20 protein-coding genes are annotated in these 22,128 nt (G+C 59.8%); 14 read left to right on the top strand and 6 right to left on the bottom strand.

Annotated elements, in window-relative coordinates:
• The first annotated feature begins 167 nt into the window (after positions 1-167).
• The 5 genes from CKA38_RS00460 (at position 168) to CKA38_RS00440 (ending at position 6,557) form a co-directional block, all read left to right on the top strand.
• A complete protein-coding gene (locus CKA38_RS00460; protein WP_108823740.1) occupies positions 168-716 on the top strand; it encodes an NADH-quinone oxidoreductase subunit J family protein in 549 nt (182 codons plus the stop codon).
• Positions 717-835: 119 nt separating this feature from the next.
• Positions 836-1,141 carry an NADH-quinone oxidoreductase subunit NuoK gene (gene nuoK / locus CKA38_RS00455; protein WP_108823739.1) on the top strand — a complete coding sequence of 102 codons (306 nt, stop codon included), beginning with the start codon at positions 836-838 and terminating at the stop codon, positions 1,139-1,141.
• 194 nt (positions 1,142-1,335) lie between these two features.
• Positions 1,336-3,273 carry an NADH-quinone oxidoreductase subunit 5 family protein gene (locus CKA38_RS00450; protein WP_108823738.1) on the top strand — a complete coding sequence of 646 codons (1,938 nt, stop codon included), beginning with the start codon at positions 1,336-1,338 and terminating at the stop codon, positions 3,271-3,273.
• A gap of 160 nt (positions 3,274-3,433) precedes the next feature.
• Positions 3,434-4,972: a complex I subunit 4 family protein gene (locus CKA38_RS00445; RefSeq protein WP_108823737.1), complete on the top strand. Its 1,539-nt coding sequence runs from the start codon at positions 3,434-3,436 to the stop codon at positions 4,970-4,972.
• Positions 4,973-4,994: 22 nt separating this feature from the next.
• The gene (locus CKA38_RS00440; RefSeq protein ID WP_108823736.1) at positions 4,995-6,557 is read left to right on the top strand and encodes an NADH-quinone oxidoreductase subunit N; all 1,563 of its coding nucleotides are present in this window, start codon (positions 4,995-4,997) and stop codon (positions 6,555-6,557) included.
• A 44-nt stretch (positions 6,558-6,601) separates the two neighbouring features.
• On the opposite strand, the gene CKA38_RS00435 is transcribed toward CKA38_RS00440, so the two are convergent.
• From CKA38_RS00435 to CKA38_RS00420, 5 genes are all read right to left on the bottom strand, one after another.
• A complete protein-coding gene (locus CKA38_RS00435) occupies positions 6,602-7,990 on the bottom strand; it encodes a cation diffusion facilitator family transporter (RefSeq protein ID WP_108823735.1) in 1,389 nt (462 codons plus the stop codon).
• 6 nt (positions 7,991-7,996) lie between these two features.
• Positions 7,997-8,695: a DUF374 domain-containing protein gene (locus CKA38_RS00430; RefSeq protein WP_161554643.1), complete on the bottom strand. Its 699-nt coding sequence runs from the start codon at positions 8,693-8,695 to the stop codon at positions 7,997-7,999.
• 132 nt (positions 8,696-8,827) lie between these two features.
• Positions 8,828-9,691, bottom strand: coding sequence for a GNAT family N-acetyltransferase (locus CKA38_RS16805; RefSeq protein WP_484489035.1), 864 nt, complete (start codon positions 9,689-9,691; stop codon positions 8,828-8,830).
• A complete protein-coding gene (locus CKA38_RS16090) occupies positions 9,595-10,155 on the bottom strand; it encodes an amino acid kinase family protein (protein ID WP_338031090.1) in 561 nt (186 codons plus the stop codon). Before CKA38_RS16090 ends, CKA38_RS16805 begins: the two co-directional genes overlap by 97 nt.
• Before the next feature lie 102 nt (positions 10,156-10,257).
• A complete protein-coding gene (locus tag CKA38_RS00420) occupies positions 10,258-11,211 on the bottom strand; it encodes a site-specific tyrosine recombinase (RefSeq protein WP_108823733.1) in 954 nt (317 codons plus the stop codon).
• A 120-nt stretch (positions 11,212-11,331) separates the two neighbouring features.
• Between CKA38_RS00420 and CKA38_RS00415 the strand changes: the two genes are divergently transcribed.
• The 3 genes from CKA38_RS00415 to CKA38_RS00405 all read left to right on the top strand — a co-directional run bounded on the left by CKA38_RS00415 (position 11,332) and on the right by CKA38_RS00405 (position 14,901).
• Positions 11,332-11,730, top strand: coding sequence for a DUF2721 domain-containing protein (locus CKA38_RS00415; protein WP_108823732.1), 399 nt, complete (start codon positions 11,332-11,334; stop codon positions 11,728-11,730).
• A gap of 54 nt (positions 11,731-11,784) precedes the next feature.
• Entirely contained in the window at positions 11,785-14,058 is a 2,274-nt protein-coding gene (locus tag CKA38_RS15840; RefSeq protein ID WP_192881143.1) for a tetratricopeptide repeat protein, read from the top strand.
• Between the two features lie 111 nt (positions 14,059-14,169).
• Positions 14,170-14,901 carry a hypothetical protein gene (locus tag CKA38_RS00405; protein WP_108823731.1) on the top strand — a complete coding sequence of 244 codons (732 nt, stop codon included), beginning with the start codon at positions 14,170-14,172 and terminating at the stop codon, positions 14,899-14,901.
• 54 nt (positions 14,902-14,955) lie between these two features.
• Here the strand turns inward: CKA38_RS00405 and CKA38_RS00400 are convergent, their stop codons facing one another.
• On the bottom strand, positions 14,956-15,636 hold the full coding sequence (locus CKA38_RS00400; protein ID WP_152032588.1) for a hypothetical protein: 681 nt from the start codon (positions 15,634-15,636) through the stop codon (positions 14,956-14,958).
• A 156-nt stretch (positions 15,637-15,792) separates the two neighbouring features.
• On the opposite strand from CKA38_RS00400, the gene gatC reads away from it, so the two are divergent.
• The 6 genes from gatC (at position 15,793) to rpsO (ending at position 21,743) form a co-directional block, all read left to right on the top strand.
• Positions 15,793-16,086 carry an Asp-tRNA(Asn)/Glu-tRNA(Gln) amidotransferase subunit GatC gene (gatC, locus tag CKA38_RS00395; protein WP_108823729.1) on the top strand — a complete coding sequence of 98 codons (294 nt, stop codon included), beginning with the start codon at positions 15,793-15,795 and terminating at the stop codon, positions 16,084-16,086.
• A 143-nt stretch (positions 16,087-16,229) separates the two neighbouring features.
• Positions 16,230-17,684 carry an Asp-tRNA(Asn)/Glu-tRNA(Gln) amidotransferase subunit GatA gene (gatA, locus tag CKA38_RS00390; protein ID WP_108823728.1) on the top strand — a complete coding sequence of 485 codons (1,455 nt, stop codon included), beginning with the start codon at positions 16,230-16,232 and terminating at the stop codon, positions 17,682-17,684.
• Positions 17,685-17,754: 70 nt separating this feature from the next.
• A complete protein-coding gene (locus tag CKA38_RS00385) occupies positions 17,755-18,138 on the top strand; it encodes a GxxExxY protein (protein ID WP_108823727.1) in 384 nt (127 codons plus the stop codon).
• 52 nt (positions 18,139-18,190) lie between these two features.
• Entirely contained in the window at positions 18,191-19,660 is a 1,470-nt protein-coding gene (gene gatB / locus CKA38_RS00380) for an Asp-tRNA(Asn)/Glu-tRNA(Gln) amidotransferase subunit GatB (protein WP_108823726.1), read from the top strand.
• Positions 19,661-19,713: 53 nt separating this feature from the next.
• Positions 19,714-21,096 carry a class I adenylate-forming enzyme family protein gene (locus CKA38_RS00375; protein ID WP_161554642.1) on the top strand — a complete coding sequence of 461 codons (1,383 nt, stop codon included), beginning with the start codon at positions 19,714-19,716 and terminating at the stop codon, positions 21,094-21,096.
• Between the two features lie 383 nt (positions 21,097-21,479).
• Complete coding sequence (gene rpsO / locus CKA38_RS00370; RefSeq protein ID WP_108823724.1) at positions 21,480-21,743, top strand: 30S ribosomal protein S15; 264 nt, start codon at positions 21,480-21,482, stop codon at positions 21,741-21,743.
• Positions 21,744-22,128: the final 385 nt, after the last annotated feature.

Genomic DNA, 22,128 nt, shown 5'->3' with positions numbered 1-22,128 from the left:
AGAATACAGGAGTCAGCTTCAAACCATAAAAAGCCGCGCACAACAATCGCACCAACAAAACGCCATGACCCAATTTCCATCAACCACGCGTCAGCCGAAGTTCCGACTCCTGACTCCTGACTCCTGACTCCTGTATTCCGTATTCTGACTCCCATATTCTTTTCTCCATGCCCGCCATCCTCTTCTACATCTTTAGTGCCCTCACGCTTGCCGCCGCGATCGGCTTGGTCGCCAATCGCAACGCCGTCGCGTCCGCGCTCAGTTTTTTTGTCTGCCTGTGCGGCATCTCGGTGCTCTTCGTGATGCTTGACGCCCACCTGCTCGCGTTCCTGCTCATCCTCGTATACGCGGGCGCGGTCGTGGCGCTGTTCCTCTTCATCATCATGCTCCTCGACATGCACGGCGGAAAACGCCCCCCGTTCAAAAAGATGACCATAGTCGCCAGCTCCATCGCCGGCGCGCTCCTCATCTTCGGCGCGTTCTCATTTTTCGCGCGCGGCCAGTTTTCGACCGACGAGCTCGCGCTCGCCCAAGCCCCCGCGTTTTTCACCGACCTGAAAATCTACGGCGCGAAACTCTTCACCACCTACATGCTCCCCGTGCAACTCGTCGGTTTCCTCCTCCTCGTCGGCATGCTCGGCGTCATCGTTATCAGCAAAAAGCATGAGGAAAAGGAGCCAGGAGACAGAATACAGGAGGCAGGAGACAAACCATAAGACCTCGCACACAACAATCGCACCAACAAAACGCCATGACTAAATTTTCATCAACCACGCGCCAACCGAAGCTCCGACTCCTGCCTCCTGTATTCTGACTCCTGACTCCTTTTTCCACCATGACCATCGGCCTTTATCATTACCTTGTGCTTGCCGTGACGCTTTTCGCCATCGGCTTCTTCGGGGTGCTCCTGCGCAAGAACACGCTCATCATTTACATGTGCCTTGAGCTGATGCTTGTCGCCGCGACGCTCGCGCTCGTCGCCTTCTCGCGCTTCAACGGCACCATCGAGGGCAACGTGTTTGTCTTCTTCATCCTCACCGTCGCCGCCGCCGAGGTGGCTGTCGGCCTCGCCATCGTCGTCGCCCTCTTCCGCCGCCGCGGCACCGTCGATGTCGCCAAACTCAACGCGTTAAAAAACTAAAGGAAAAGAAGTCAGGAGTCAGAATACAGGAGTCAGCTCCAAAACATAAAAAGCCGCGCACAACAATCACACCAACAAAACGCCATGACCCAATTTCCATCAACCACGCGTCAGCCGAAGTTCCGACTCCTGACTCCTGACTCCTGACTCCTGTATTCTACATTCTGCATTCCGTATTCTCATTCATTCCCGGTATGTCTCCCACACATCTCGCCCTTCTCACCCTGCTCGTGCCGCTCGCCTCGGCTGCGATCATCGCGCTCTTCCTGCGACGCTCCGGCACGCTTGCGCAAATTATCTCCGTCACGGCCTGCGCCGCGTATGCCGCCGCCGCGCTCATGCTCGCGTTCGGAGGTTCGCGCGAAACCGTCGTCAACACATCCTTCGACTGGCTGAGCATCGGTGACTTCACACTTTCGTTGGGAATCAAATTCGACGACCTAGCCGCGCTCATGCTCGTCATCGTCGCGATTGTCGGCCTGTGCGTTCACATCTTTTCCATCGGCTACATGCGCGACGACAAGGCGCGCGCGCGTTACTTCGGCGGCCTCTCGATCTTCATGTTTTCGATGACGGGCATCGTGCTCGCGGACAATCTTTTCATGATGTTCATATTCTGGGAACTCGTCGGATTCAGTTCCTGGCTGCTCATCAACCACTATCGCGAAAAACAATCCGCCGCCGACGCCTCCAAAAAAGCCTTCATCGTGAACCGCGTCGGCGACTTCGGCTTCCTGCTCGGCATCATCGCGTGCTATTACGTTTTCGGCACAACCAATCTCACCGAAATGTCCGCGAAAATCGCCGGGGGCGCGGCCGTTGCCACCTGCATTCCCCTTGCGCTTTTCTGCGGCGCGGTTGGCAAGTCGGCACAATTTCCGCTGCACGTCTGGCTGCCCGACGCGATGGAAGGTCCCACGCCAGTCTCCGCGCTCATCCACGCCGCGACGATGGTTGCCGCCGGTATCTACATGCTCTGCCGCGTCGAACCGATTTTCGCCGCCGTGCCCGCCGCGCTGAACGTCGTCATGTGGATCGGTGTCATCACCGCGCTTTACGCCGCCCTTTGCGCCATCACGCAAAGCGACATCAAAAAAGTCCTCGCATACTCCACGCTCTCCCAACTCGGCTACATGGTTGCGGCGTTTGGATTGGGCGGGATAGAGCAAATGGTTCCCGGGCGGGCAACAGAAGTTGCAGCATCTGGAGGATTTGTTTCGCGGGATGTTACCTTCATTCTTCCGATTGCAGCCGGTGTCGGTGCGGCCATGTTTCATCTGACTACGCACGCCTTTTTCAAAGCGCTTCTTTTCCTCGGTTCAGGTTCCGTCATCGCGGGCTGCCATCACGAGCAAGACATTTTCAAAATGGGAGGGCTTCGCAAAAAAATGCCTGTGACGTTCATAACCTTCACGATTGGCGTATTTGCAATCATTGGCATGCCGTTCCTCGCGGGCTTCTTCTCGAAGGATGCGATTCTCTATCTCGCGATGACAAAAAATACTCCCGTTTTTATCATCCTCGGATTTACCGCCATCCTTACCGCTTTCTACATGGTGCGCATGTGGAAAATCACCTTCCTCGGTGACACTCGCAGCGAGGCATCTTCCCGCGCGCATGAAAACGGCCCGTCGATGCTCCTTCCACTCATAGTCCTTGCCGCGCTTTCCATCGCTGGTGGTTACACTGCCACATATGGAGGTGCCTTTGACGGCATTCTCTCGCAAGCGCCCCAAGCTCACGGCACCGCCCACACCATCATCCTCATCACCAGCATCGCCGTCATGCTCATCGGCGCTGGCGCGGCGCTGGCGTTCTACAAATCGGCGTCGACCGACACGCTGCGCGACCGCATCCCGGGTGTGTTCACCATCCTCACGCATCTCAAGGAAACGCCCGACCGCGTTTACAACTACTACGTCACAAAACTCCAGCAACGCTTCGCGCTTTTGCTGAACTTCCTCGACCAATTCCTCATTGGCGGACTGATCGTGCGCGGCCTTGCGGGGCTGACGGGTTTCTTCGGCCTCGGCGCGCGCGCGCTGCACGTCGGCAGCATCCACGCCTACGTCTATTGGTTCTTCATCGGCGTCGTCCTCATCTGGGCCTTCGCCACCGGCTTTTTAAGCTAAGCATTTTTCAAAAACAGATTTTAACCACGGAGGACACGGAGTAACACAGAGATGAAAAAACAGAGCGACTCAAACTCGGGCAACATGCCTTCCTTTCTCCGCGCTCTCCGTGTCCTCCGTGGTTAATTAATTTTTCCCAAACCCACTTTCCATTTTCCGAATGAATCCATTCCCGATCGATCTTCTCCTTCTCTCGATAGCGACACCGCTGGCCGCCGCGCTTATCATCGCGTTCGGGCCGTCGCGGAAAATCGCGATGTTTCTCGCCTACATCGGTTTCTCGGTGCCGGCGCTCGTTGCGATCTATCTCGTCGGCAAGTTTGCCGGAATGCCGCTGCACCACGGTTACGCCTACTTCACCAGTTACGACCTGGGACTCGCCGCGTGGGGCATCAAGCTCACGCTCGGGCTCAACGGCATTTCACTCGGGCTTTTTGCGCTCGCCGGAATCGTCGGTTTCGCCGCGGGGTTTTACGCAATCCAATCCGGAGCGGAGCGCCTGCGCCAATACCTGCTGCTCCTCCTCGTCATGCAGGGCGGGTTGATGGGCGTGTTCGCGAGCGTTGATATTTTCTTTTTCTACTTCTTCCACGAGTTCGCGCTCATCGCGACATTCATCATGGTTGGCGTCTGGGGCGGCCGCGACCGCAACTACGCGGCGATGATGATGACAATCTACCTGACACTCGGCGCGATGCTCTCGCTTGCCGGACTCATCGCGATTTACTGGACCAGCGGCGCGGCGAACTTCGACCTCATCGCGCTCCGCGAAGCCATCACCTCGCAACCGCTCTCCGCGGTCGTGCAGAAAAATGTTTTTGGCGTCCTCATGTTTGGCTTCGGCATCCTGGTCTCGCTGTTTCCGTTGCACTCGTGGGCGCCGCTCGGCTACGGCGCCGCGCCCAGCTCGGCGGCGATGCTGCACGCGGGCGTGTTGAAAAAGTTCGGACTCTACGGACTCGTGCAAATCGCGCTCCCGCTCATCCCGAGCGGCGCGGCGCACTGGTCGCACACGCTCGCGATTCTCGCGCTCTGCAATGTTGTCATTATCGGTTTCGTGACCATCGCGCAAACCGACCTCAAGCAGATGATCGGTTACAGTTCCGTGATGCACATGGGCTACGCGTTTCTAGGCGTGGCCGCGATGAGCACGCTCGGCGCCGGCGGCGTGGTGCTCATGATGATTGCGCACGGCCTGTCGGTCGCGCTGCTATTCCTCCTTTCAACGAGCATTCATCACCGCACGCAAACCTTCGACATGGCCTCGATGGGCGGCCTTGCAAAACAAGCGCCGCTGCTCTCCGCGCTCTTCGTCGCGGCGATTTTCGCGAGCATCGGACTGCCCGGCTTCGCGAACTTCTGGGGCGAGCTGACCATCTTTGTCGCGCTGTGGGGCTTTTCCAAATGGATGACGATTGCCGCCGTCGCGGGCATCATCATCTCGGCGATTTACGGCCTGCGCGCCGCGGCGCGCATCTTCTTCGGACCGCCGACGGAAACCTTCGCAAAAGTCGCCGCCGAAAATCCCGTGACCGACCTGCGCTGGAGCGAGCGAGTGCCCGCGTTCGTGCTGCTCGCCGCGCTGGTGCTCGTAGGCGTCTGGCCCAAAATCGTGACCACCCCGCTCAACGCGCAATTAACGTCCGCGACAATCTCGCAATCCGCCGCTCCCGCGGCGGCAACCGCGCCCCAAGAATAATTTTTATCAGGAAACGAACCCGATGACCTCCGATTTCATAACCAACATCGCACGCGCCGGCGCCCAAAATGGCTGGGTGCTCATTACGCCCGAAATCCTTCTCGCCGGGCTCGCACTCTTGCTGCTCGTGTTTGAGCTGGCGCTGCCCAAGGCCATGCGCCGTTTCATTCCCGCCATTTCGATCGTGGGGCAGATTTGCGTGCTCGCAGCGGCACTTCTGTGGGCGCTTGAGCCAAAGATAAACGGCAGCACCCTGACCGGCTCCATTTTCTACGGCATGCTGAAATTCACTCCCTCGGGACAATTCTTCCGCGTGTTTTTTGTCGTCACCTCGATTTTGGTGCATGCGATTGCGATGATCTCGCTGCCAAAACAACGCGTGCCGCGAGTCGAGTTTTTCCATATCGTGCTCGTGATTACCGCGGCGATGATGCTGCTCGCCCAAGCAAGCCATTTCCTAATGCTTTTTGTGGCGCTGGAAACAATCACCGTCGGGTTCTACGTCCTCGTCAGTTATTATCGCGCGAGCGCGTTTTCCCTTGAGGCGGGATTAAAATATCTCGTGCTCGGTTCGCTCAGTTCGGGACTGCTGCTTTTCGGCATCGTGCTGCTTTACGGCATGGCGGGTAATCCGGCTGCAGCGGGACGTTATCCGATGCTTGATCCCCTCAGTTACCTGCAAGTGCATCATTTTCTGGCAAACAACGCCGATAACTTCATCGGCAACCTCGGGGTGCTCTTGGTGCTCAGCGGCATTGCCTTCAAGATTGGCTTGGTGCCTTTCCAAATTTGGATTCCCGACGTGTATCAAGGCGCGCCCACGCCCGTGACGGCGTTTCTCTCGGTCGGTTCCAAGGTCGCGGGATTCGCGCTCCTATTTACGCTGTTGCCCGTGGTCTCGCCCGTTTTCCGCGTGCTTGTGCCGCTGCTTGTGGTGGTGACGTTTGCCACGATCATTTTTGGCAATCTCGCCGCGCTCACCCAATACAATGTCAAACGGCTCATGGGTTTGTCGGGCGTCTCGCACGCGGGTTTTCTGATGATGGGAATCGTGGCGGGCATTCACTTGAAGGGCTCCTCGGACGTTCCTCTGTTCATTTACATAATCGCCTACACGCTCGCCTCGTTTGCAGTGTTCGGCGTCATGGCGCTTGTGGCCGGTGAAAACGATGCCGAGCAGGAATTCAGCGATTATCACGGACTGGCAAAGCGCAATCCGCTTCTCGCGGCGGTGCTCGTGGTTGCACTCGGCTCGCTCGCGGGCCTGCCTCCGCTGTTTGGTTTCATGGGCAAGCTGCTCATTTTCATCGATGCGTTCCAAGCGGGCTTTTACTGGCTGCTGGCGGTTGCGATTCTCGCCGTGGTGGTTTCGATTTATTACTACTTCGGGTGGATACGCGCGGCATTTTTCCAAAACTGGCAGTCCTCCGCCGTGCCCGACGAAACGCCCGTGCATCCCGCCGACCGGATCAAGGTGCCCGTTATGATGCGGCTGCTACTCATCGTGCTCACACTGTCCACGCTGTGTTTTGGCTTGTATCAAAAGCCCGTCATCGAGTTTCTGAATTTGCTGAGAATATTTTGAGCTGAAACAATCGCATGCGAAGGGCGCGCCCCCCGGCGCCGCCGCTATTTCAGCAAATCCGTGTGGCCGACGATGCGCGTGATCGCGGGATATTCGTCGCGCGCGTGGTGCTCGATCTCGTCGATCAACCGGTGGGCGTGCGCAACATCGAGCGACGCGGCGGCGCGGCAATGATAATTGACCACCAGGCCGCCCGGCGTCTGGCGCACGCGGACATTGTGGATGTCTGAAACCGATCCGCTTTGCGCGGCAAGTTTTTCGAGGAGCCTCGTGATCGCAATGATAGTTTCGGGTGGGGCGTTTTGCCCGGGGAGATGTTTGACTTCTAGCGGCTCGATATGCGGCTCGACCTCGGTTCCCGCGCCAAACTCGGCGCGAATTTCCGCCTTCAGTGACTCGGCGGTTTCATGCGCCTCGCCGAGACTCATGCGGCCATCCAGTTCCAGATCGAAACTGATCGAAAGATGCGCGCCGATATCCTGCACCGTGACATGATGCACGGCCAGTCCGCGCCTGTATGCAATGTGCGTGACGCGTTCGCGCACGGTTTCGCTGCGCGGGGCGACAGGCGAGGTTGTCACGGTCAGCATGGTGTCCGGGAATTCCTTGCGGATGGCGGCGAGGACCCTGGTGCGAATCGCTGAGGCCTGCTCCATTGAAAGCGTGCGCGCGACCATCAGCGTCATTTCGCCAAAAACCTCGTGCCCGGCGGCGCGCAGGCGAATATTGCTCGTGCCGAGCACGCCGGGTTCGGCGGAGGCGATTGTGCGCAGCCGCGCGACACGCCCCTTCGGCGCGGCGTCGAGCAGCGTGTCGAGCGTGCGCCGCCCGAGCCGCCAGCCCGCAACGGCGATGAACCCCGCGACACCCAGCGCCGCGATTGCGTCGCCGTAGAGAAAACCAAAGCGCGATGCGATCAACCCGAGCAGCACGAGCACCGATCCGGCCATGTCGGACGAAAAATGCAGCACATCCGCCGCGAGCGCCTGGCTGCCCGTGTCGCGCGCCACTTTGCGGAGCGCGCGAATGCGGTTTAGGTCGATCAGGATTGAAGCAATGACAATGGCAAACACCAGCGGCGTGGCCTCGATGATGTGTCCGCCCGAGAAAATATTTCTGGCCGCTTGCGCAAGCACGGCAAGCGCGAGCAAAAACAGGATTCCTGTTTCCACGAGCGCGGCGACGCTTTCGAATTTCGCATGGCCGTATTGATGCTCGTCGTCGGCGGGTTTGTTTGAGGCGCGGATGGCAAACCAGGTGACGGTGGTCGCGAATGTGTCGACCAGCGCGTGCGCGGCCTCGGAGAGCAGCGCGAGCGACCCCGAAAACAATCCCGCCAGCAACTTGCCGACTGTGATCACCGCGCTCGCGACGATGGACCAGCGGGCGACGCGCTCCTTGCGGACGGCTGCGTGCGTGTGGGAGGCTTCCATGCGGCTTCAGACTACGACTTTCGCATCACGGCCCGCGACCAATTTTTTGTCGGGACTAATCGCGCAAAGACGCCGGCTGAGCGATTCGGGCGTCGTGGCGCGGTCGCGCAATTCCCCGGGCGTCACCAGTTCGCTGCGCAGGCGCACGCGCGAGAACGGGCGCGGCAGATAAAAACGGTCCCAACTGCGCAGTTGCCGGGCGTGCTGGAATTGCATGCCGATGAGCACGGCGGCGGCTTTTGCGCGGCGCGCCACGATCATGCCGCCGCCCTTGAATTCGTAAATGGGGCCGCGCGGTCCGTCGGGCGTGATTCCGATGTCGTGGCCCTGTTGCATCACATTGATGAGCAGGCCGACTGATTCTCGCGCGTTGAAGCTGCTGGATCCGCGCACGCATTTGATGCCGATGATGTCGAAAAACGCGGCGAGCCACGCGCCATCCTTGCTTGCGCTGACGAGCGCGTAGAGATTGCGCCTGCGGTAGCGCCTGAAAACCTCGCCGATCATGAACAGCCGGTTGTGCCAGAGGATGAACGCGATGGGCGTGTCTTCGTTTCGGAGGGCTTTTTCGCTTTTCTCGTCGCAATCAAAACGGATCGATGCGCACCAGAGTCGCACGAGCATGCCGAGCGGCCATATCAGCATGCGTTTCCAGCCGCATATGGTCACGACCTGTGTTTCGATGTTGTCGGTTTTTTGGCTCACTGTGTCGGGAAAGTGAAAATCGCATCTGCTCCGCATGATGCAAGACATCTCAACGCGCCGCAAGTGCCACGAATTGTAACGGCTGCCGCGCGCGAACAACCAACCGGCCTCGGCGCCTCGCCCTGCGGCCGGTCACAGCGTCTTTACCAGCACCTTCGGGTTGCGGCCGCTTTCCTCGTAGAGTTTGAGGCGGGCCTCGGGGAGGATTTTTTTGTCGGTTTCCTCGAAATCCATTGCGGTGGTGAAGAAGGAATAGCTTTGCGTGGAGAGGGCGACGGCGGTTGTCGCGCCGCGTTCCTGCGCCTTCATGCAGGCGTAGGCGACGAGTTTGTGGCCGATGCCCCGGTTTTGATGGTTTGGCGAGACATACAGCGAACCGATTTCGGCGAGCGCGGGTTTGTCGGGATAAAAGTAAAGCGACACGCAGCCGATAAGGGTGTCGTCGATTTCGAAAAGGTAAAACTGATCGATATTTTTTTCAATGGCCTGCTGCGTGCGGTAGATGAGCTCCTCGCGGCGAACCGCCCCGCGGGTGAGGTTGTGGATGGCGCGCACGTCGCCGCGCCTGGCGCGGCGGATTTGCTGGTATTCGTTTCCGTAGATGAGCGTGCCGACGCCTTCGTTGGAAAAGATCTCATTGAGAAGGCTGTCGAATGCGCGTCCGTCGATGATGTGCACGCGCGGGGTGCCGGTTTCGATGGCGCGAAGGGCGTTGACCGCCTTGCTTTGCGCGTCGGGCGCGATCTGCTCGGATGTTTTTTCGAGGATGTTTTTGAGCGTGGGCGCGGGAATGTCGCGGCGCAACTCGCCCTTGATTTCGAGGCCGGGCAGGGGGGCGAGGTAAATGATTTTTGTGGCGCGGAGCGCCTCGGCGAGCTCGGCGGCGAGGAGGTCGGAGTTTATGCGGAGCGCCTTCCCGTCGGGACCGAAACCGATGGGCGAGACGATTGGGGTGATGTTTTTTTCGATGAGCGTGTTGAGGAACTCGGTGTCGATTTGGTCAACTTTGCCGGTAAACTGATGGTCGATGCCGCGGAGGATGCCGAGGGGAGGGCGCGGACGGCGTTGGTGATGGCGCACTTGATGGCGTTTTGCGTGAGTCCCTCGAGGATGACGTGCGACACGCGCGAGGAGGCGCGGATGGCGAGGTCGAGCGTGGCGGCGTCGGCCACGCCTGTGCCGGCTTCGTCGGTGATGGGAACGCGGCGCAGTTCGGAGAGTTCGCGGAGTTGTTTGCCGATGCCGTGGACAAGCACGACCTTGATGCCGAGGCTGCGGAGCACGGCGATGTCGACGAGGAGGTTGCCGAAATTTTCGTCGGCGATGATGGCGCCATCGAGCGCGATGACAAAGATTTGGTCCTTGAAGCGGGGCACGTATTTGAGGATGCCGCGCAGATCCACGGGTTTGATCGTCGTGGCGGTGGCGGCGGGCGCGGGGGATGTGGATACGTTGCTCATCGCAAAAAAGGTTTAAGGTTGAGGATGAAGTTTAAGTTGCAAGCGGGGCCGCGCGTCAATGCGTGAACACGGGGATTGCGGGCGGTGGGGCGGTGGCGGCGGTCATCCCTTGTTTCGCGGATGGAATTGCGCGTGCTGGTCGATCAGGCGCTTGGATTCGACAGCCGTGTAGATTTGCGTGGTGGCGAGGCTCGCGTGGCCGAGCATTTCCTGGATCGCGCGCAGGTCCGCGCCGCCGCCGAGCAGGTGCGTGGCGAACGAGTGGCGCAGCAGGTGCGGTTTCACTTTTTTTTCGAGTCCGGCGCGCCGCGCGTATTGCGTGACGAGCACCCAGAGCGTTTTGCGGGAAATCGCCGTGCCGCGCTTGCTCAAAAAAACCTCGGCGCCGGTTTTTCCCGTGCGCACGAAGCCCGGGCGGGCGGCGTCGAGATAGACGCGCAGCGCCTCGATTGCCTTGCCGCCGATCGGCACGACGCGCTCCTTGGATCCTTTGCCAAACACGCGCAGGAATCCGTCGTCGAGGTTGATTTGCGGGATTGTGAGCGTGGAGAGTTCGGAGGCGCGCAGTCCGCTCGAGTAAAACAGTTCGAGGATGGCGCGGTCGCGCACCGCCAGCGCGGAGCCGCCGGTTGGTGCCGAGAGTATTTTTCCCATTTCCGCCTCGCTCAATGTGCCGGGGATGCGGCGCGGGAGCTTGGGCATTGAAATGAGCTCGGTGAAATCGTCGGGGCGCAGTTGGTCGCGCACGAGATGCCGGGCGAACACGCGCAGCGAGGTGAGCTTGCGCGCGCTGCTCGCGGCGCTCATGCCGTTGTCGCGCAGCGCGTGCAGCCACGCGGTGGCGTCGTCGGCGCTTGCGTCGAGCCACGACTTGACGCCGCGTTTTTCGGCGAGGAACGCGGCGCAGGCGTCGAGGTCGTTTTGATAGGCGGACTGGGTGTTGAACGAGAGGCCGCGTTCGAGGTTGAGGTAGGCGATGAATGCGTCGATGCGTTCCGCGAGCCCGGCGGGGGCGCGGCTTGGCTCAAGTTTGAGGTATTTTTTCGGAGGCGGCATCGGCGTGTGTTGCGCGCAATAAATGACATTTCGACAAAAACGGGCAAGCCGCGATGCCCGCGGGGCATTTGCCGTGCTTTTGCCTTTTCACCGGGGCCTCGGGATTGCACGCTTGCGCGCATGAACAACGCCTCCATCCCCGCGCTGATTTTTCCCGCGATCTCGCTGTTGTGCCTTGCCTACACAAACCGGTTTCTCGCGCTGACGACGCTGGCGCGCGGAATCCTGAAGGAACACTCGGTCGCGCCGCAGCCGCATTGGGAGGTGCAGTTGATCAACATCCGGCACCGGCTGCATCTGATCAAGCGCATGCAGATGCTCGGCCTCGCGGCGCTGTTGCTCGCGGCGTTGTCGATGGGGCTCATGTATTTTTCCGTGCCGTGGTATTCCGGCGAAATCACACTCGCGCTTGCGCTGGTCTGCTTCGTGTCATCGCTCGCGACGTGCGTGCACGAGATCACGCTTTCGATTGACGCGATCGAGGTGGAGTTCAAGCGCGCAAAGGTGCCGGAAATCTAAGGCGCGGCGCGCGGAGTTTTTTCCACGCAAGGAGCGCAATCCATTTAACCAATCATGAAATCCAGCAACAACCCGGCCGACTACACCGAGGCGGAATTGCGCGGCGAGATCGAGCGCGGCGCGCGTCTCGTTGTTTATTCCTACTGCGTGTCATTTCTCGTGGTCACTCTTCGCCGCAGCACGCGCGCGTATCTGATTCATCCGGGGGGCGGCGGATTCGGCTGCGCGCTTCCGTGGGTGCTTGTCTCGCTCCTCTTCGGTTGGTGGGGTTTTCCGTGGGGAATCATTTACACGCCCGCCGCGCTCTGGCGGACAATCAGCGGCGGCACCGACCTGACCGACGATTGGCGCAAACACTACGATGAGTCGTTGCGCGCCGGACAGGCGGCGAATCTTGCGCCTGAACAACAGCATTCGACTTCCTCGCACTCCGGCCGTCCGCAACCCGCCGCGCCGATGCCGACGCAGTTCGGTCCTGATCCGTCAACGCCCGCCAGTTTTCGCGACGATGCGCAACACACCTCGCGCCCGTCGCCGGTGTTTGCCGCGTTCAGGCTCGCCGCCGTGTTGTGCGTGTTTGCTTTGGCCGTCTATGTTTGCCTCGGTTTCTGGACGATGAACACGACGCGCACGGTCACGCTCGTCAACGGGCTGGGCGTTTCCTACGAGGTCGCGTTTAACGACGCTTCGCACGAGTGTCCCGCGGCGACGGGGGAGGGCGCCCCGGTCAGGCACATCGAGCTTCCGGCGGGCCGCTACGAAGTGCGCGCCGAGCTTCCCGGCGTGAGCCAGGAGTTCAACGCCACGATTCACGTGGGGCCGGTTTCCATCTGGACGTGGCCCGGCGGGCTTCATCGCGCCGTCATGATAAACCCCGACCGGCTCGCCATCATCTATCGCGAAATAATCACCTACACCGCGCGCTCCGCGGCCGGCAAGGGCGGCGACGACGCACCCAAGCCCATCGAGTTGTTTGTCAACGAGGGCGTTTACGACATCCGGAAGCCCGACTATTATTTCACGGATGCGCCGTCCACGCTTCGCTTGAAAAAAGGTTCGAACTCCACGCGCACGCATCTCGATGTTGTGCCTTCCCCCTCCACCATGGCGGCGGTCAACCTCATCCAAAGATATGGCACGCTGGAGGACGCGGCGGCTTACGCGGCGCGCGCCACTTTTGTGCATGGCTCGGACGCGATCCCCTCGCTCATCGGTGTGATCAATCAACTGAAACCCGACGATGCGCGGCGCATTTTTGAACAGCACCTCGACAGCCGCCCGGTCAACGTGCAATGGCATCGTTATTATCAGGATTATGCGGACGCCAAATTTCGCGATCTCGACCTGGTCGCCGACTATCGCGCGCGCCTTGCCGAAAACCCGGATAACGGCGCGTGCAATTATTTGCTGGCGCGCATTCTTCCCGACGGACGCGAGGCGCGCGTGTTTTATAAAAAGGCGCTAACCTCCCCCGTCGAGCCGTGCGCATACGCATGGAACGGCCTCGCATACGAGGCGCTTCGCGATCGCGATTTCGCCGGCGCGCTTGATTGTTTTGAAAAAGTTGCCTCCGGCGCCGAGGGCGGAAATTACAACGAGGAGCGCGTCAATCTCCTTGTCGCGCTCAACCGCCCCGACGATGCGTTTGAGCTTGCGAACAAGTGGTTTCATGAGTCGCCCGCCCGCATGGATCTCGCGGGCAATGTCATGCTCATGCTCGGTTTTTGCAAACGTCCGAGCACGGAAATCACGCGCGCGCTCATCACCTATGCAAACGCGGCGGGCAATCAAATGTCCAAGGAGGATCTCGCCGATTGTCGCGCGTATCTGGAGACACTTTTTGCCTACGGTTCCGGGGATGAAAAACGTTACGCGTCGCAACTCGGGCAGCTCGCCAAGCGGGAGCAGTGGGGCGCGCTGGCGTTGAACCACGCGCTCAGCACCGGCAACCACGCGGCCGCGGCTGAAACGCTCTCCGGGATTGAAAACCCCGCGGCGCAAAACTGGTTTCTCGCCGCCATCGTCGCGCATCATGAAAACGACGCCGCCAGCGCGGACGCCTGTTACGCAAAAGGCATCGAGGCCCTGCGCAATGCCGGGCGCAACCCGCGCACGCTTGCCGGCATTCTCGAATCCTCCCGCGACACCGCGCCTGATATCGCCGCTGTGCGGACGTGCCTGGTGACGCCCCTGGATAATCGTATAATCTTTTGCCTTCTCGGTTTCCGCCATCCCGCGCAACGCGAAGCCTTTTGGAGCGAAGCCAGGGACTGGAACTACGCGCCCTCGTTTCCGCACTTGTTGCTCAAGCGCGTGATGGCGCAGTAGCGCAAGCACTCCGGTCCGCGCCGCCCCCCAAGGCACACAACCCAACTCCGACATGAATACCCCGCCCGATTTACTATCCCCCGCCGGCGTCCGGGCTCGCGACCGTTCGCGTTGTCTTGCGCATGTTTTGTTTTTCTCCTCTGCGCCGCCGCCGTCGCGCAAACAGCCTCGGGCACTGTCGCGCCACCCGCCGCCGATCCCGGGCAAACCAAGGCCGCCATCGCGCAAATGCGCGCGCCGATCCGCTCCGTGCCGCTTAGCGTCGTCGTCGAGTCGCTCACCGGCCACAAGGTGCTCCCCTTCGATTCCGAAAACCCAAGCCACGCCGAGGTCCTCAAGCGCCTGAATCGCGCCGCCGCCGCGGTCGTCGCGAAAATAAAATCCGAGGGCGGCATCAACAGCAAACGCGTCAACGAAGTCGGCAACGCCGTCGAAAAATACGTCCGCGCCGCACTCGACGCCGAGGGCTTGCCCTCCGCCGTTCCCACCGGCGCGAAAAGCGGCAGGGCTCGCGAGGTCGGCTACCCCGACATCACTTTCACATTCAACGACGAGCGTTTTTACATGGAGTGCAAAACCTACAGCGCCGCCACGGCCGGCACCACCATGCGCACATTTTATCTCTCGCCCTCCGACGACCCGAAAATCGCGTGCGACGCCGTCCACCTCCTCATCGCCTTCGAGACCTCGCGCGCCGGCGACACCTACCAGCTCGTCCACTACAAACTCGTCTCGATCGAGCAACTCGCGCTCGACGTGAAATACGAATTCAACTCAAATAACCGCCGCATGTATTCCGGCAACGACGGCGCCGTCACAATCGCAGACGTTGCTTGCGAGTAGATTGTTTCCGACTGGCCGCTTTAATGGCTAAACTTGAGTGATTTTTGAAATACATCAGTCAACCAGTATCTTTTTTGAGTAATAAACTACTCGATTTCTTATATTTGCAATTGCTCGTTTTTTACTCACTCCTTGTTCATTAAATTTATTAATAAGTCTATTGTATTCATCAGTTTTTTTAAACGCCTTGAATTGTTTCTTTTTAAATTTAGAATACCCTTCGGTTGAAAAATGCCTTTCTTTAACACATTTCCCCTTGTCTATCTCTAGTAGCGTATAATTTTCAAAGGTAGATGCATATCCTAAGTGGACATAATCAACCACTTTTCCTCGGGGCAAAATCAGTAATCCCGAAAACCAATCAAGTCGCCTGCTCATTGTCTCCTTGAAGATATCATTGATCACGCTTTTCCATCTTGATTCGGCTGTGCCTTTCCCATCGCCGGTCAGTGTTTGCACGTTCTTGATAAAAAAATAATCATTTTTAATTTCAAACGTGGCAAGGTATCCACGCCATAATGCCGATGATATTACGAGGGTGGATGATTTTGGCAATTTCACGTCGGGATTTTTGTAAAAAAACTCATCAAGCGGATTTATATGAAGAGAATATTCTTCCCCTTTATATATTAAAATGTCCGGCATTTGCGCTGTTGCAAAAGCTGTTGCCGACAGGAGCGTGGATAGGAGGAGTGCACGCAAGATGCGCTTAAATGGCCGTGGGGTTGTTGCCAAGAAATTCATTACGAGGAATCAAGTTAGGCAAAGTCTAAGTTTAAAGGCCGAAGGGATGCAATCAATAGCTTGCGAATGGAAGCCGGATTTTCTTGAAATTCCCTTCATTTCCTTCTGTGCAACTTTCTCAGAACGGATCATCCTCTTATTTTTCACATGGCCGCCACATCACCAAATCTCGACATCGAAAAACTCGCCTCGCTCGCGCGCATCGACCTCGCGCCCGACGAAAAGGAGAAGTTCGCCGCGCAGCTCGGCGACGTCCTCAAATACGTCGATCAGCTCAAGCGCGTTGACATCACCGGCATCGAGCCGACCGCGCACGGCTTCCCCATTTCCAACGTCTGGGCCGAGGACAACGTCACGCCCGGCTTCACCGCCGACGAAGCCCTCCGCAACGCCCCCGCCCAGCGCGACAATATGATCAGTGTGCCCAAGGTCGTCGAATAACTCACTCAGAAAGATTAACCACGGAGAACACGGAGTTCCCGGAGAAAAACAAAACTCCAAACTCATCTTCTTCCGTCCCTCCGCGCTCTCCGTGTCCTCCGTGGTTAATTAAAACAACCGCCCGAATCCCTCTCCTGTTTCCGATGCCAATCAACCTCCCGCTCACCCAAGTCTCCTCGCAACTCGACTCCCGCGCGATCTCCGCCGTCGAACTCCTCCAAGCCTGCATCGACCGCACCAAGGCCGTTGATTCCCGCGTCGGCGCGTTCAATTCCTTCGACGAAGCCGCCGCGCTCGCCCAAGCTCGCGCGTCCGACGAACGCCGCGCCGCAGGCAAAACGCTCGGCCCGCTCGACGGCATTCCCGTCGGCCTCAAGGACATCATCTCCGTAAAGGATCAGCCGCTCACAGCCTCGTCGAAGATGCTCGCCAATTACATCTCGCCCTACGACGCCACCGTGACGCGCAAGCTCCGCGAAGCCGGCGCCGTCTTTTGGGGACGCCTCAATCTCGACGAATTTGCGATGGGTTCCTCCACCGAAAATTCCGCGATGGGTCCCACCAACAACCCCTACGACCTCGCGCGCGTTGCGGGCGGCTCCTCCGGCGGAAGCGCCGCCGCCATCGCCGCGGGCGAAGTCACCGCCGCGCTCGGCACTGACACCGGCGGCTCGATCCGCCAGCCCGCGTCGTTCTGCAACCTCGTCGGCCTCAAGCCCACCTACGGCCTCGTCTCGCGCTACGGCGTCTCCGCCTACGCCTCCTCGCTCGACCAAGTCGGCCCCATCGCCCGCACTGTCGAGGACGCCGCCATCATGCTCTCCGCCATCGCCGGGCACGACCCGCTCGACTCCACTTCCATCCTCGCCGAAATCCCCGACTACCGCGCCGCGCTCCACCAGAAAAAAGGCCCGTGGCGGCTCGGCGTCCCGAAGGAATATTTTGGCGACGGACTCGACCCCGAAGTCGCCGCCGCCGTCCAAACCGCGATCAATTTCTACAAAAACCAAGGCTGCGAAATCCGCGAAGTCTCGCTCCCGCACACCGAATACGGCATCGCCGTTTACTACATCGTCGCGACCGCCGAGTGCTCCTCCAACATGGCCCGTTTCGATGGCATTCGCTACGGTCACCGCTCGACCGCCGCGACCGACGCCGTTGACATCTACTCGAAAACCCGCGCCGAAGGTTTCGGCGAGGAAGTCAAGCGCCGCATCATCCTCGGCACCTACGTTCTCAGCAGCGGATATTACGACGCCTATTATTTGCGCGCGCAAAAAGTCCGCACGCTCATCCGCCAGGATTTCATCGACGCCTACAAGCAAGTTGACGCCATCATCGCGCCCACCTCGCCCACGCCCGCCTTCCTCAAAGGCTCGCACAAGACGCCCCTCGAAGCCTACCTCGGCGACATCTACACCATCGGCGTGAACATGGCCGGACTCCCCGGCCTGAGCATGCCCTGCGGCTTCACGCAAACCGGCCTCCCGATCGGCGTGCAACTCATCGGCCAGCCCTTCAAGGAAGCCGAGTTGCTCTCAATCGCCCACGCCTACGACAGCGCGCACGACTGGGCGAAGCACCTGCCGAATCTCTGATTTATTAACCACGGAGAACACTGAGAAACACGGAGAATACAGAGATGACCGGTTTATTTTAATCCTCCAAATGAAAACCACGTTGTTGCAGGAAGAACTCACAGAGAAAATTATCGGAGCGGCCATTGAGGTGCACAAGGTGCTCGGGCCGGGACTGCTTGAGTCAACCTATGAGGCCGCCCTCGCATTCGAGCTCGGACTGAGGGGCCTGGAATATGAGCGCCAAAAAGAAGTGCCCGTGAACTATAAGGGTTCCCTCATCGACGTTGGTTATCGTTTGGATTTGCTAGTGGAAAACGAAGTCATCCTTGAACTCAAGGCGGTGGAAGAACTGCACGACGTTCACGAGGCGCAACTCATCACCTACCTAAAACTCTCCGGACACCGCATCGGTTTCCTCATCAATTTCAACGTTCCCCTGCTCAAGGATGGCATATTTCGCAGAGTCCTCTGACTCCGTGCCTCTCCGTGTCCTCCGTGGTTAAAAAAAGAATTTTTCCAAAAAAATGAAATACGAAGCCGTCATCGGTCTTGAAGTTCACATCCAGCTCAAGACCCGCACAAAAATGTTCACCCGTGCCGCCTCCGGTTACGGGCACGAACCCAACACGCTCACCGACCCGGTTGTCCTCGCGCTTCCCGGCGCGCTGCCCGTGCTCAACAAAGCCGCCATCGACCAGATCATCCGCGCCGGCCTCCTCGTCAACTGCCGCATCGCCGACGAATGCCGTTGGGACCGCAAAAACTACTTCTACCCCGACTCGCCCAAAAACTACCAGCTCACACAGCAGTTCGCCCCCATCTGCCTCGGCGGCTCCGTCGAAATCGAACTCCCCGGCTCCGCGCGCAACATCATGGGCGAGCACAAGACGATTCCGCTCAACCGCATCCACCTCGAGGAGGATGTTGGCAAGCTCAACCACTTCGCTACCGAGTCGCTCGTCGATTACAACCGCGCCGGCACCCCGCTCATGGAACTCGTCACCGAACCCGCGCTCGCCAGCGGCGACGAAGCCGCCGCGTTCCTCACCATCCTCCGCGCCACGATGCAGCAAGGCGGCGTCTCCGATTGCGACATGGAAAAAGGCCAGATGCGCTGCGACGCCAACGTCTCCATCCGCCCCGTCGGCTCGACCACGCTCGGCACCAAGGTCGAGATGAAAAACCTCAACTCCATCTCCTACGTCCGCGACGCCATCGAGCACGAAATCAAGCGCCAGACCGCCCTCGTTGAAAAAGGCGGCTCCGTCGTCCAGGAAACCCGCGATTACGACGGACTGACCGGCGTCTCGCAATCGCTCCGCACCAAGGAGGACGCGCACGACTACCGCTACTTCCCCGACCCCGACCTCATGCCCGTGCACGTCAGCGCCGAGTGGAAAAACTCCCTTGCCGCCACGCTCCCCGAGCGCCCCTTCGACCGACAGCGCCGCCTCATGGCCGACCACAATCTCCCCTACACAATCACCTCCGTCCTCATCTGGGACAAACCCCTCGCCGACTACTACGACGCCGCCGTGAAACTCGCCGGCTCCGACGCCCCCGCGCTCGCGCAACCCCTCGGCAACTGGATCACCAACGACCTCCTCCGCGAACTCGGCGCGACCAAGGCCACCTTCAAGGAAGCCGTCGCAAAAATCCCGCCCGCGCACCTCGTCGCGCTCGTTAAACTCATCGCCGCCGGCACGCTCACAACCAACACCGCCAAGGAAGTCTTCGCCGAAATGTTCGCCACCGGCGACGCCCCTGAGCCAATCGCCGACCGCAAAAACCTAAAAGCCGTCCCGACCGACGCCAACGAACTCGAACAATGGTGCCGCGACGCGATAGCCGCCAACGCCAAAGCCGCCGAAGAATTCCGAGCCGGCAAGGAAAGTGCCATCAACGGCCTAAAAGGCCCCGTAATGAAAGCCAGCAAAGGCAAAGCGAACCCGAAGTTAGTTGATGAAACCCTCCGCCGTCTGTTGGCAGAATAATGGCTCCGGTCGGCGATACCAAAGGTAGGGCGAAGCCTCCGGCTGAGCCGGAATTGTCACCGAACGCGAAAAAGCAATCGGCTCAGCCGGAGGTTTCGCCCTACCCAACAAACCTCCTCGCCACCTGGCGCGCACTTGTCGCGCAATCGCCATCCGCCACCGCCGTCATCGACGGCGACACCGCGCGCGTCTGGAGTCGCGCTGAACTCGCCGCCGCCGCACGTGTCTGGCTCGATTCACTTCCCACCGACACCCGCGCGCACATCACGCGTCGCCGCGTGGTCATGGCCGAGCCGAACAGCGCGCGCTGGTTTTACATCTTCCTCGGTCTGCTCGAAATCGGTGCTGTCCCCGCGCTCGCCGACTCCAAGGAAACACCCGACCGCCTTGCCGCCATTGCCGACGTCAGCCGCGCTGCCTCGATCTTGCGCGACGGTGAACTCACCCTGCTCGCGCCTCGCCCGCCCGTTCGACGCCGCGACGAATTGCTCATCAAACTCACCAGCGGCAGCACCGGCGTTCCCAAGGCGCTCGTTTTCACCCACACGCAAATGCTCGCCGACGGACGCCAGATTTGCGCAACCATGCGCATCAGCCCCGGCGACCTCAACCTTGGCATCATCCCCTTCGGGCACTCCTACGGACTCGGCCACCTCGTCATTCCGCTCCTCGAACAAGGCACGCCCCTCCTCAGCGCCGCCAGCCCGTTTCCGCAATCCATCGCCGCCGATTGCGCCCGTTGGAAACCGACCGTTTTTCCCGCCGTGCCCACGCTCCTGCGCGCGCTCTCAAGCACCGACGTTTCGCCCGCCGCGCTCGCCAGCCTGCGCCTCGTCATTTCCGCCGGCGCGCCGCTCCAGCCCGCCGACGCGCTCGCTTTCGCAAACAAATACGGCAAACACGTCCACAATTTCTACGGCACCAGCGAAACCGGCGGCATCGCCTACGACCGCAAAGGCGACGCCGCGGAAACTGGCCGCGCCATCGGGCAACTCATCGACGGCGTGCGCATCACCTTCCGCCGCGGCAAACGCTTCACCGTCGAAAGCCCCTCTGTCCACGGACGCGGACGCTATTCGCCGCCCGATCGCGGTGAATTCAACCCTGCCGGCGAACTCACCCTGCTTGGCCGTGCCGGACGCACGCTGAAAATCGCGGGCCGCCGTCTCGACCCCGGCGAAGTGGAAACGATGCTCCGCGCCCTGCCCGGTGTGCGCGAAGCCTTTGTCGCCGCGCATCCAACGCGCCCCGACGCCATCGCCGCCGCCGTCGCCAGCGACGCGCCCTCGCCGACCGCCGCCGACATCCGCCGCCAGCTCACCCCGCGTCTCGCCGCGTGGAAAATCCCCGACCGCATTGTTGTGCTGCCGGCATTCCCGCTCACCCAGCGCGGCAAAACCGACCGCGCCGCGCTGATAAAGCTGATCGCAAAGTGAGCATTCGATGCGCGCACAATGCGTGTGTGTGGGGTTCCCTGCGTTTTTCCGGACAAAGGTTTGGGTGGTGACGATGAGTGTGTTTTGGGTCCTATCGAATTTTTTGGGAAAGGGTGGGGGCATTCGCGAGGTCGACTCCGTGAGGATTTGCGTAAATTCTTCTTGCGCCGCCTTGCGCGCTCCTAGATATATCGCGGCTTGCGTTAGTGGAAGTCCGTCGGTTGCGGATTCCCACCATGACCGGTCCGGCATCCCGCCGGATTGGAACGGTGCCACCGGCAAACGCCCGCGTTGTCTCACAACTTCGCAGGCAGGAGCGGGTTGCGCGGACGCCCTTCAACAAGGCGCCCCTACGGTCGTGCAGTTCAAAACCACAAAACCACATGTCAACAGTAGTAAAACCAGAAATCATCAGTCAGTTCAAAACACACGAGAAGGACACCGGCTCTTCCGAAGTCCAGATCGCGTTGCTCACCGCTCGCATCAATCACTTGACCGAGCATCTGCGCACGCATCGCAAGGACTTCCACAGCCGCCGCGGCCTTCTCCAGATGGCCAGCCGCCGCCGCAAACTCCTCGATTACTTGAAGCGCAACGATCTGCCCAAGTATAACGAGATGCTGCAAAGGCTCAGCCTCCGTCGCTAACCACTCTTTTCAGCACACGGGCGACCCGATCCGCGGGTCGCCCGTTGTCTTAACTGCCCCGCGCAGCCAACGACACTCGCCACAGATTCCGGGACATTTCCGCTTGTCTCTTCCGCCGCAAAAAACAGCGCAGGCGCCAAACGGAAATCTCTCGAACACTGAACGAGGATGCAAAAAAGACACCTCCCGGCAAAAGCAACGCGAACACCATTGTCCGCGAGTTTTTGCCCATAATAAAAACCAGTCAGAGATTTAGAACCGCGAACGAACGCGAATAGACGCGAATAACAGGCCGATTTTCGACCCGTGTTTCATTTGTATTTATTCGCGTCCTTTAGCGTCCATTCGCGGTTAAAAAACAAAACCCGGAAACCATCAATACCCT

Origin of the sequence: Ereboglobus luteus (assembly GCF_003096195.1) — a bacterium.
Classification (GTDB): domain Bacteria; phylum Verrucomicrobiota; class Verrucomicrobiia; order Opitutales; family Opitutaceae; genus Ereboglobus; species Ereboglobus luteus.
The sequence above is the reverse complement of the archived record's forward strand: the minus strand, read 5'-3'. Positions and strand labels throughout refer to the sequence as shown.